The organism is Streptomyces sp. NPDC006711 (assembly GCF_042869775.1).
Classification (GTDB): domain Bacteria; phylum Actinomycetota; class Actinomycetes; order Streptomycetales; family Streptomycetaceae; genus Streptomyces.
The window spans coordinates 30,710-41,048 of the sequence record NZ_JBIAGO010000009.1 but is presented as its reverse complement, the minus strand read 5'-3'; the positions used below and the strand labels follow the sequence as shown (position 1 = coordinate 41,048).

General features: G+C 72.1%; 9 protein-coding genes. 2 read left to right on the top strand and 7 right to left on the bottom strand.

All coding sequences use genetic code 11. From position 1 onward, the window contains the following. Nucleotides 1-445: 445 nt before the first annotated feature. The 7 genes from ACFYM2_RS19415 to ACFYM2_RS19385 all read right to left on the bottom strand — a co-directional run bounded on the left by ACFYM2_RS19415 (nucleotide 446) and on the right by ACFYM2_RS19385 (nucleotide 8,506). Nucleotides 446-1,282, bottom strand: a complete 837-nt coding sequence (locus ACFYM2_RS19415) for a siderophore-interacting protein (RefSeq protein WP_388837547.1) — start codon at nucleotides 1,280-1,282, stop codon at nucleotides 446-448. A 2-nt stretch (nucleotides 1,283-1,284) separates the two neighbouring features. After that, the gene (locus tag ACFYM2_RS19410) at nucleotides 1,285-2,316 is read right to left on the bottom strand and encodes an ABC transporter substrate-binding protein (RefSeq protein WP_388837544.1); all 1,032 of its coding nucleotides are present in this window, start codon (nucleotides 2,314-2,316) and stop codon (nucleotides 1,285-1,287) included. 116 nt (nucleotides 2,317-2,432) lie between these two features. Beyond that, nucleotides 2,433-2,627, bottom strand: coding sequence for a hypothetical protein (locus ACFYM2_RS19405; protein ID WP_350230506.1), 195 nt, complete (start codon nucleotides 2,625-2,627; stop codon nucleotides 2,433-2,435). Nucleotides 2,628-2,731: 104 nt separating this feature from the next. Then, on the bottom strand, nucleotides 2,732-3,892 hold the full coding sequence (locus ACFYM2_RS19400; RefSeq protein ID WP_388837541.1) for an acyl-CoA dehydrogenase family protein: 1,161 nt from the start codon (nucleotides 3,890-3,892) through the stop codon (nucleotides 2,732-2,734). Between the two features lie 2 nt (nucleotides 3,893-3,894). Continuing rightward, the gene (locus ACFYM2_RS19395; RefSeq protein ID WP_388837538.1) at nucleotides 3,895-4,833 is read right to left on the bottom strand and encodes a hydroxymethylglutaryl-CoA lyase; all 939 of its coding nucleotides are present in this window, start codon (nucleotides 4,831-4,833) and stop codon (nucleotides 3,895-3,897) included. Continuing rightward, nucleotides 4,830-6,845: a biotin carboxylase N-terminal domain-containing protein gene (locus ACFYM2_RS19390; protein ID WP_388837535.1), complete on the bottom strand. Its 2,016-nt coding sequence runs from the start codon at nucleotides 6,843-6,845 to the stop codon at nucleotides 4,830-4,832. The genes ACFYM2_RS19395 and ACFYM2_RS19390 overlap by 4 nt, the downstream gene beginning before the upstream one ends. 53 nt (nucleotides 6,846-6,898) lie before the next feature. Continuing rightward, nucleotides 6,899-8,506 carry a carboxyl transferase domain-containing protein gene (locus ACFYM2_RS19385; RefSeq protein WP_388837532.1) on the bottom strand — a complete coding sequence of 536 codons (1,608 nt, stop codon included), beginning with the start codon at nucleotides 8,504-8,506 and terminating at the stop codon, nucleotides 6,899-6,901. A gap of 110 nt (nucleotides 8,507-8,616) precedes the next feature. Between ACFYM2_RS19385 and ACFYM2_RS19380 the strand changes: the two genes are divergently transcribed. Continuing rightward, the gene (locus ACFYM2_RS19380) at nucleotides 8,617-9,213 is read left to right on the top strand and encodes a TetR/AcrR family transcriptional regulator (RefSeq protein WP_358995083.1); all 597 of its coding nucleotides are present in this window, start codon (nucleotides 8,617-8,619) and stop codon (nucleotides 9,211-9,213) included. A 62-nt stretch (nucleotides 9,214-9,275) separates the two neighbouring features. Then, nucleotides 9,276-10,046, top strand: a complete 771-nt coding sequence (locus ACFYM2_RS19375; RefSeq protein WP_388837529.1) for a phosphatase — start codon at nucleotides 9,276-9,278, stop codon at nucleotides 10,044-10,046. Nucleotides 10,047-10,339 lie beyond the last annotated feature (293 nt).

The window sequence follows — 10,339 nt, the reverse complement described above, 5'->3', positions numbered from 1 at the left end:
GCACGGGGGCTTCAGCTCGGTTGGCGCAGTTCCCCGCGCCCCTGGAGGGGTTGGTGCTGGCCCGCATCCGCATACCCAGCCTGTCCGGCGTTTGAGGACGAGCGCCCTTTAGGCGCGAACGGGGTCTGGGGCGGAGCCCCAGGGGTTTTCCTTTCACCCCCGGAGGGTTTAGGGAAGGGGCGGGGAGGGGCATCCCGGGGTCTGGGGCGGAGCCCCAGGGGCCCCGGCTGCGGGCCGTGCGTGGCTGGGCGCGCAGCCGGGGCCCCTGGCGGGGTCCGTGCTGGCCCGCATGGGAGCCTCGGCCCGGCCGGCGCAGTTCCCCGCGTCCCTGGGGGAGTTGGTGCTGAACCCGCACAAGGACTTCGGCCCGGTCGGCGCACCCTGACCACGTGGTGCTCGGCGGGTCGGGGCTGGCCCGGGGGCGTCACCTCGACCCGGCCGGGGGCTACGCTGCCGCGCGGAGTTCGTCCTCCGTGCGCCCCCGGCGCCAGTAGCCCACAAACGTGACCCGCGCCCGCTCAACCCCCCGCTCCCCCACGAAGTGCCGCCGCAAAGCCCGCACTTGACCCGCCTCCCCGGCGATCCACACGTAGGGGCAGGCCCCGGGCAGCGCCCCCGCCCGCACGCGGTCGAGCGCCGATTCGCCCCGCAGCCACGTCACCTCCGCCGCCGCCTCCGTGGCGAGCGGAAGCCGGTCCTCGTCGTGCGGGACGGACAGAAAGACCCGCGCGGGGGTCCCCGCCGGAAGCCATTCCAGGATGGCCGCGGCGGCGGGCAGCGCCGTCTCGTCGGCCCAGATGACCACGGAGTCCGTCCCGCCCGGCGGCCGGAAACGTACCGCCGTGTTGTCCGCGACGGCCGGCCCGAACACCGCGACCCGGTCACCCGGCCGCGCCGAACCGGCCCAGCGCGAGGCGGGCCCGCCGTCGTCGTGCAGCGCGAAGTCGATGTCGAGGACGTGCGATCCGTCGGGCTCGCGGCGCTGCGCGCGCACCGTGTAGGAACGCATCACGGCCCGTACGTCCTCGGGCAGCGCCCGATACGCCCCCCACCAGCCGCCCGCGTCGTCGGCGGCCGGCAGGACGGGCGCGTCCTGGCCAGGATGCGGAAGGAAGAGGGAAAGGCTCTGGTCGCGGCCCCCGGCGGCGAACGACGAAAGGTCCTCGTCGCCAAAGCCGCCGAAGGTGACCCGCGCGAGCGAGCGGCCGAGCCGCCGGGCCCGTACCACGCGCAGATCGAAGAGGCGGAAGGGAGCGGTGGCGGTCTCGGCCGGCGCGGTCATCGTCAGGCGACCTTCTTCGCGTTCTCGATGGCCCGGGCGAGCGCGTCGACGATGGGGGCGACGCGCGCGTAGGAGTAGATCGGTTCGGTCAGGCGCGGCACGACCTGCTGGGCCTTGACGGCGGGCAGCCGCGCCCAGGTCGGCTTGGAGCCGAGGTCGGAAGGCTGGAGCGTGCCGGTGCGGTTGTCCATGAGGATCAGGTCCGCCGGGTACTTGCCGACGTTCTCCCAGCTCAGCGACTCGAAGAAGCCCTGCGAGTCGACCTTCGGGGTGACGAACTGGACGCCGAGCTCCTGGAAGTAGCGGGTGTCGCAGCTCCGCTTGGCCTCGGAGACGTAGAAGAGGTCGGGGCTCGCGGAGCCGAGCAGGACCTTGATGCCGGGGTTGGCCTTGGTGGCGGCGCGCAGCCGCGCGGAGGCCTTCTCGAAGGCGGCCTTGGCGTCGGTGACCTGCCTCGCGTTCAGGTCCGCGCCCAGGGACTTGGCGAGGTCGGCGCGGCGCTGGAGGGCCGCGGGCATGCTCTGGTCGGCGGCCCACAGCGCCACGCTCGGCGCCAGCTTGAGGATCTTGTCCTTGCTGTTGTCCGGCACGTACCAGAGGACGTCCTTCTGCCACATGTCCGTGATCAGCACGTCGGGCTGGAGCGCGGCGTACTTCTCGACGTTGAACTCGCCGTAGACATTGCCGATGATCTCGACCTTGCTGATGTCGAGCCCTCCGGCCTGCACATCGGCCTTGCCGTCCTTGGTCCTGGTGGGCCCGAAGACGCCCTTGACCTTGACGCCGTAGTCGAAGAGCGCGGCGGCGGTGCCGGTGTAGGCGACGATGTTCTTCGGCAGCGACTTCGTCTCGGCCGTCTGGCCCCGGTCGTCCTTGAAGGACCAGGGGCCGGACGGTCCCGCGCCCGTGTCGCCGGTGGCCGACCCGCTCTTCTTGCCGCCGCCGCAGGCGGTCAGCGCGGCACCGATGCCGATCGCTCCGCCCATGGCCAACAGGCCGCGACGGGTGGGCAGGGACGCTCGGGCGTGGGGCATGACGGTGTCCGCTTTCGTACGTACGACGAGCCGGGGATCGGCCACTGACTGACGCGAACAAAGGTTAGCCTAACCTCAGTCGATGTCCAGTGGCCGCCCGCCCGCACCGCTCCGCCCTACCCGAGCAGCGGCAGCTGCCGGCGCAACGGCGCGTACGTGAACCGCACCTTGTGCGACGCGCTCGGTTCGTACGTGCGCAGACACAGCACGCAGTGCCAGTGCCAGCGGTCGGCGGCGCCCGGCGCCGTGGTCGAGGTGTCCTTCCACAGAGGTGGACGGTTCGCACAACTGGGGCACGTCGGGGGATTCACCCTGACAGGGTGCGGCCCCGGGCCCCCACCGAGGCGCCGACGCGAGCGGCACCACTCCATCGGGGGACCCGGGGCCCAGGCAGCGCGAAGACCCGGCGCGGACCTCAGGCGGGCAGCCCCAGTTCACGGGCGATCAGCATCCGCTGCACCTCGCTCGTACCCTCGCCGATCTCCAGGATCTTGGAGTCGCGCCACATGCGGGCCACCGGATACTCGTTCATGAAGCCGTATCCGCCGAAGATCTGCGTGCCCTCACGGGCGTTGTCCACCGCCACCGTCGAGGAGTACAGCTTCGCCAGCGCCGCCTCCTTCTTGAACGGCTCGCCGTGCACCAGGCGCGAAGCCGCGTCGCGCCAGCCCACCCGCGCCATGTGCGCCCGCAGCTCCATGTCCGCGATCTTGAACTGGATGGCCTGGTTCTCGCCGATGGGACGCCCGAAGGCGTGCCGCTCCTTGGCGTACTTCACCGACTCGTCCACACAGCCCTGCGCGAGGCCGGTCGCGAGCGCGGAGATGGCGATGCGGCCCTCGTCCAGGATGCGCAGGAACTGGGCGTACCCACGGCCCTCTTCACCGAGCAGGTTCGCCACCGGCACGCGGACGTCGTCGAACGACAGCTCGCGCGTGTCGGAGGCGTTCCAGCCGACCTTCGAGTAGGGCGCGGCGACCGTGAAGCCCGGTGTGCCGGACGGCACGATGATCGAGGAGATCAGCGGACGGCCGTCGTCCTTGCGGCCGGTGACCGCCGTGACGGTGACCAGACCCGTGATGTCCGTGCCGGAGTTGGTGATGAAGCACTTCGAGCCGTTGATGACCCACTCGTCGCCGTCGCGCACCGCCGTCGTCCGGGTGCCGCCCGCGTCCGAGCCGCAGTCCGGCTCGGTCAGACCGAACGCGCCAAGTGCCTCGCCCGCGCACAGCTTCGGCAGCCACTGCCGCTTCTGCTCCTCGGTGCCGAACCGGAAAATGGGCATCGCGCCGAGCGAGACACCCGCCTCCAGGGTGATGGCGACCGACGAGTCGACCCGGGCCAGCTCCTCAAGGGCGATGCCCAGCGCGAGATAGTCGCCGCCCATGCCCCCGTACTCCTCGGGGAAGGGCAGCCCGAACAGGCCCATGCGGCCCATCTCTCGGACGATCTCGTAGGGGAACTCGTGGCGCTCGTAGAAGTCACCGATCTTGGGCGCGATGACGTCGTGCGCGAACTCCTCGACGGTGCGGCGAAGTTCCTCGTGCTCGGGGGTGAGACGGTGGTCGAGGGGCATGGCTACGACTCCTGGTGGGAGAGGGCACGTACGGTGCGGGAGGGGCTGGGCCGGCCCAGCTGTCCGGCCATCCAGGCGCTGGTGGCGCTGAGCAGGCCGAGATCGACCCCGGTGTCGACACCGAGGCCCTTGAGCATCCACACGAGGTCTTCGGTGGCGAGGTTTCCGGTCGCGGACTTGGCGTAGGGGCAGCCGCCGAGGCCGCCCGCCGACGCGTCCACGGTGCTCACTCCGTGCTGGAGTGCGGCAAGGGTGTTGGCGAGTGCCTGGCCGTAGGTGTCGTGGAAGTGCACTCCGATGGCGTCGGTCGGCACGCCCTGTTCGTTGAGCGCGACCAGCAGGGCCCGCACATGCCCGGGGGTGGCGACGCCGATGGTGTCGCCGAGGCTCAGCTCGTCGCAGCCCATGTCGATGAGCGCCTTGGCGACGCGCACCACCCGCGCGATGGGCACCGCCTCTTCCCACGGGTCGCCGAAGCACATCGACAGATAGCCCCGCACGTGTGCGCCCTCGGCCCGGGCGCGGGCCACCACCGGCTCGAACATGGTGAGGGAGGCGTCGACCGAGCGGTTCAGATTGGCCTGGGCGAAGGACTCGGTGGCGCTGGCGAACACCGCGACGCGACGGACGCCGAGCGCGAGCGCCCGCTCAAGGCCCCGCTCGTTCGGGACGAGGACGGGCAGCGCCACCCCCTCCAGGTCGCCCAGCATCGGGAACAGGGCTTCGGCGTCGGCGAGTTGGGGCACCCACTTGGGGTGCACGAAGCTCGTCGCCTCGATGGTGGTCAGTCCGGCGGCGGCCAGGCGGTGCACGAACTCGGCCTTGACCTCGGTGGGCACGACCGACTTCTCGTTCTGGAGCCCGTCGCGCGCGCCGACCTCGTGAATGCGGACCCGGGCCGGGAGCTCCGGCGCCGGTACGACCATGGGCAGGCCGGTCATGACGGCTCCTCGGGGCTCTCCTGGGCGGGCGTGACGACGGCCAGGACCTGGTCCATGGCCACGGTCGAGCCGGGCACCACGTCGAGTTCGGTGACCGTCCCGGCGTGCGGCGCGGAGATGACGTGCTCCATCTTCATCGCCTCGACCACCAACAGGCTCTGTCCTGCGTCCACTTGGTCGCCCACGGACACCTTGACGACGGTGACCGTGCCCGGCATGGGCGCGGCCAGCGTGTCGGCGCCGCCATGGCTCCGGCCGGACAGGGCGGCCTCCACGGGGTCGTGATCCTGCACGTGCCAGCTGTCGCCGTCCCTGCCGAGCCAGTGTCCGGCGCGGTGGAAGGTGTGGGTGACGCCGTCGAGTTCTACGGTGACGTGGTCGGCGGTGACGGTCGCCCCGGTGGGCGCCGGCCGCGTGACGGGTTCGAGTCCCGCGACACGCAGCGGAAAGGCCAGGGCTTTCGGCTCGCCGCCCATGCGCCAGCCGCTCGGCACCGAGAACGGGTCGGTCCAGCCCTCGACGGGCGCGGGCTTCAGCGCGTCGAGCCGTACGGCCGCCGCCGCCGCGTACACCTCCTCGGGCACCCCGTCGGGGATGAGTGAATCCGCCTCGCGCTCCACGAGACCGGTGTCCAACTCGCCCGCCACCACGGCCGGATGGGCCAGCAGGCGGCGCAGGAACCCGGCGTTGGTGGGCACCCCGAGGGTGACCGTGCCGGCGAGCGCGGCCCGCAGCTTGCGCAGCGCGGTCGCCCGGTCGGGCCCGTACGCGATGACCTTGGACAGCATCGGGTCGTAGAGGCTGCCGACCTCGGTGCCCTCGCTGAGGCCCGAGTCGGTGCGCACTCCCCCGAGCTCTCGGCTCCGTTCGAGCAGGGGGGACCCCCACCCCCCCTGCGGCTCGCGCAGCGCCAGGACCGTACCGCCCGACGGCAGGAACCCGCGCGAGGGGTCCTCCGCGCACAGGCGGGCCTCGATGGCGTGGCCGGTGAGGGTGATGTCCTTCTGCTCGTACGGGAGGTGTTCGCCGGCCGCGACGCGCAGCTGCCACTCCACCAGGTCGACACCGCCCCCGGCGCCGGCCGGATCGAAGGACACGACGAGCTCGGTGACCGGGTGCTCGACCTGGAGGCGGGTGTTCATCTCCATGAAGTAGTACGAGGAGGGGTCGCTGCCCGGCACGATGAACTCCACCGTGCCCGCGCCCGAGTAGCCGCACGAGCGGGCCGCCTGGACGGCCGCCTCGCCCATCGCCGCGCGCGTCGCCTCGTCCAGCAGGACGCTGGGCGCCTCCTCGATGATCTTCTGGTGGCGGCGCTGGAGCGAGCACTCGCGCTCGCCGAGGTGGATCACGTTGCCGTGGTTGTCGGCGAGGACCTGGATCTCGATGTGCCGGGGCCGGTCGATCCAGCGCTCGACGAGCAGCGTGTCGTCGCCGAAGGAGGCACGGGCCTCCCGGCGGGCCGCCGCGATCTCCTCGCCGAGCAGTGCCTCGTCGCGCACCAGGCGCATGCCCTTGCCGCCGCCGCCCGCGCTGGGCTTGAGGAGCACCGGCATGCCGATCTCCCGTGCCGCGTCGGCCAGTTGGGCATCGCTCAAGCCGCTGCCCGAGGAGCCGGGCACGACCGGGACGCCGGCCTTCTGCACCGTCTCCTTGGCGCGGATCTTGTCGCCCATCAGGGAGATCGCGCCGGCGGGCGGGCCGATGAAGACGAGGCCGGCGTCGGCGCAGGCCTGGGCGAATCCCGCGTTCTCCGCGAGGAAGCCGTAGCCCGGGTGGACGGCCTGGGCGCCGGTGCGCAGCGCGGCCTCGATCAGCCGCTCGGGACGCAGATAGCTCTCGGATGCGGCGGCCGGACCGATCCGTACCGCCGTGTCCGCCTCCTGGACGTGGCGCGCCTGGGCGTCCGCGTCGCTGAAGACGGCGACCGAGCGGATGCCGAGCCGGCGCAGGGTGCGGATCACGCGGACCGCGATCTCGCCCCGGTTGGCGACGAGCACTGTCGTGAACATGGGAGCTCTCACCCTTGAAATCGACGTGGATGGCGTCATGGACGGTGTGCCCCTCACATCCGGAAGACGCCGAAGGCGGGCTCGGCGAGCGGGGCGTTGGCGCACGCGGTCAGGGCGAGGCCGAGCACCTGGCGGGTGTCGACCGGGTCGATCACCCCGTCGTCCCAGAGCCGGGCCGTCGCGTAGTAGGCGTTGCCCTGGGTCTCGTACTGCTCGCGGATGGGGGCACGGAAGGCCTCCTCGTCCTCGGCGCTCCAGTCGTCGCCCAACTGGTCGCGCTTGACGGTCGCGAGGACGGAGGCGGCCTGCTCGCCGCCCATCACCGAGATCTTGGCGTTGGGCCACATCCACAGGAAGCGGGGGCTGTAGGCCCGGCCGCACATCGAGTAGTTGCCCGCGCCGTAGGAGCCGCCGATCACGACGGTCAGCTTCGGTACGCGTGTGCAGGCGACCGCCGTCACCATCTTCGCGCCGTGCTTGGCGATGCCGCCCGCCTCGTAGTCACGCCCGACCATGAAGCCCGAGATGTTCTGGAGGAACACCAGCGGGATGCCGCGCTGGTCGCACAGCTCGATGAAGTGGGCGCCCTTCTGGGCGGATTCGGAGAACAGGATGCCGTTGTTGGCGACGATCCCGACGGGGTGGCCGTGGATCCGCGCGAACCCGGTGACCAGGGTCTGCCCGAACTCGGCCTTGAACTCCTGGAAGCGCGAGCCGTCGACGACCCGGGCGATCACTTCCCGTACGTCGTAGGGCGTGCGCGAGTCGACCGGCACCGCGCCGTACAGGCCGAACGGGTCGGCCTTGGGCTCCTCGGCGGGCTCGACCTGCCAGGGGAGCGGGCCGCGCGCGGGCAGGGTGGCCACGATGGTGCGCACGATCCGCAGCGCGTGCGCGTCGTCCTCCGCCAGGTGGTCGGTGACGCCCGAGACGCGCGAGTGCACCTCGCCGCCGCCCAGCTCCTCGGCGGTGACGACCTCGCCGGTCGCCGCCTTCACCAGCGGGGGCCCGCCCAGGAAGATGGTGCCCTGGTTGCGGACGATCACGGCCTCGTCGCTCATCGCGGGCACATACGCGCCGCCCGCCGTGCACGAGCCGAGCACGGCCGCGATCTGCGGGATGCCCGCGCCCGACATCCGGGCCTGGTTGTAGAAGATCCGGCCGAAGTGCTCGCGGTCGGGGAACACCTCGTCCTGCATCGGCAGGAACGCGCCGCCCGAGTCGACCAGGTAGAGGCACGGCAGCCGGTTCTCCAGGGCCACCTCCTGCGCGCGCAGGTGCTTCTTGACCGTCATCGGGTAGTACGTGCCGCCCTTGACCGTGGCGTCGTTGGCGACGATCACGCACTCGCGGCCGCTCACCCGCCCGATCCCGGCGATCACGCCGGCTGCGGGCGCCTGCCCGTCGTACAGCCCGTCGGCGGCCAGCGGGGCCAGCTCCAGGAAGGGCGAGCCGGCATCGAGGAGGGTGTCCACGCGGTCTCGGGGCAGCAGCTTGCCGCGCGCCACATGCCGGGCGCGCGACCGCTCACCCCCGCCGAGCCGGGCCGCGGCGAGCTTGGCCCGCAGCTCCTCGCCGAGCGCGCGGTGCGCCGCCTCGTTGGCCCGCCAGGCCTCGGGTGCGGGATCCTCCCCGCTCCTCAGGACCGGTGCCTGCTGCATCGTGTCGAGCCCCCTTGCCCGTACGCGGCGATGTCAACGAATGTTAATAACCGTTAACTCATTTCCTTCAGGTTAACGAGCGCTAACCCCATTGTCTAGAATGACTTCTCATGAGCACCCGTACCGACGCCCCGACCCGCCGCGAGCAGATCCTGCGCGAGGCCGCCCGCCTCTTCGCCGAGCGCGGCTTCCACGGCGTCGGCGTCGATGAGATAGGGGCCGCCGTCGGCATCAGCGGACCCGGCCTCTACCGGCACTTCGCGGGCAAGGACGCGATGCTGGCCGAACTGCTCGTCGGCATCAGCGGGCGCCTGTACGACGGCGGGCGCAAGCGGGTCGCCGAGGCGGCGGGCGACCCCGAGCGGCTGCTCGGCTCGCTCATCGACGGCCACATCGACTTCGCGCTCGACGACCGGGCCCTGATCACCCTGCACGACCGCGAACTCGACCGGTTGCGCGACAGTGACCGCAAGCTCGTGCGCCAGCTCCAGCGGCAGTACGTCGAGCTGTGGGTCGGGGCCGTACGGGAGCTGTATCCGCCGGTGCCGGAGGCGGAGGTGCGCGGCGCCGTGCACGCCGTGTTCGGGCTGCTCAACTCCACGCCGCACCTCGGCGCGCACGGCACGGGGCTGCCGGGGCGCGCGGGCACCGAGGCGCTGCTGCGCCGGCTGGCGCACGGCGCGTTCGCCTCGCTGGAACGGCGCTGAGCGGGGTGCGCCCCGGGGGGTGGGCCCGGCGGGCGGCGGCCGGGGCGGGGCAGAATGGCCGCATGCCGATACCCAGCCGTGCCGCCCTCGTCGACCATCTCGTCCGCACCCGTATCGCCGGTGACGTCGCCACGCCCCGCGACAACAACCTCTCCCACTACCGCAAGCTCGCCAACGGCGACCGCCACTACTGGCTGGGCCTCGAGCTGGGAGACCGCTGGCGCGACGAGCAGGACGTGCTGGCCGTCATGGCCGAGCGCTGCGGCGTCGTCGACGACCCCGGGCACCGCACGGGGCAGGACACCATCGACCCCGAGCTGACCGTCGACGCCCTGGAGCGGATGGCGGCGCGGCTGCGCAAGGCGGCGGCGGGGCGGGAGCGGGTGCTGTTCGCGACCGGTCACCCGGGCGCGCTCCTGGACGTCCACAGCCGGACGGCGGCGGCGCTGCGGGCGGCGGGGTGCGAGATCGTACGCATTCCTGGCGGGCTCACGGCTGACGAGGGGTACGTCGTGCAGTTCGCCGACGTGGCCGTCTTCGAGCGGGGTGCGTCGCTGTGGCACACCCACTCGCCCGAGCCCATGCGGGCGATCCTCAGCGCGCTCGACACGGCGCCGGATCTCGTGGTGGCCGACCACGGGTGGGCGGGGTGTGCGGGGCAGCTCGGGGTGGACGCGGTGGGGTACGCGGACTGCAACGACCCCGCGTTGTTCCTGGCGGAGGCGGAGGGGACGCTTCAGGTTGCCGTGCCCCTGGACGACCACGTCCTGGACCCGCGCTTCTACGAGCCCATGACGGCATACGTATTGAACGCAGCAGGCCTCCTGCCCTAACCCCCGGGGCTCCGCCCCAGACCCCGTTCGGCCTGAAGGGCCTCGTCCTCAATCGCCGGACGGGCTGGGTATGCCCATTCTGGCCAGCACGAGCCCTGCCAGGGGCTGACATTCCCCATGCGGGCCGGCACCAGCCCCGCCAGGGGCGCGGGGAACTGCGCGCTCAGCCACGCACGGTCCGCACCCGAGCTCCCTGGGGCTCCGCCCCAGACCCCGTTCGGCCTGAAGGGCCTCGTCCTCAATCGCCGGACGGGCTGGGTATGCCCATTCTGGCCAGCACGAGCCCTGCCAGG

Bases quoted from the DNA above. Each gene is read 5' to 3' on its own strand.
- ACFYM2_RS19415 (WP_388837547.1), bottom strand. From the start codon at position 1,282: ATGACCGCGCCGGCCGAGACCGCCACCGCTCCCTTCCGCCTCTTCGAT.
- ACFYM2_RS19410 (WP_388837544.1), bottom strand. From the start codon at position 2,316: ATGCCCCACGCCCGAGCGTCCCTGCCCACCCGTCGCGGCCTGTTGGCC.
- ACFYM2_RS19400 (WP_388837541.1), bottom strand. From the start codon at position 3,892: ATGCCCCTCGACCACCGTCTCACCCCCGAGCACGAGGAACTTCGCCGC.
- ACFYM2_RS19395 (WP_388837538.1), bottom strand. From the start codon at position 4,833: ATGACCGGCCTGCCCATGGTCGTACCGGCGCCGGAGCTCCCGGCCCGG.
- ACFYM2_RS19390 (WP_388837535.1), bottom strand. From the start codon at position 6,845: ATGTTCACGACAGTGCTCGTCGCCAACCGGGGCGAGATCGCGGTCCGC.
- ACFYM2_RS19385 (WP_388837532.1), bottom strand. From the start codon at position 8,506: ATGCAGCAGGCACCGGTCCTGAGGAGCGGGGAGGATCCCGCACCCGAG.
- ACFYM2_RS19380 (WP_358995083.1), top strand. From the start codon at position 8,617: ATGAGCACCCGTACCGACGCCCCGACCCGCCGCGAGCAGATCCTGCGC.
- ACFYM2_RS19375 (WP_388837529.1), top strand. From the start codon at position 9,276: ATGCCGATACCCAGCCGTGCCGCCCTCGTCGACCATCTCGTCCGCACC.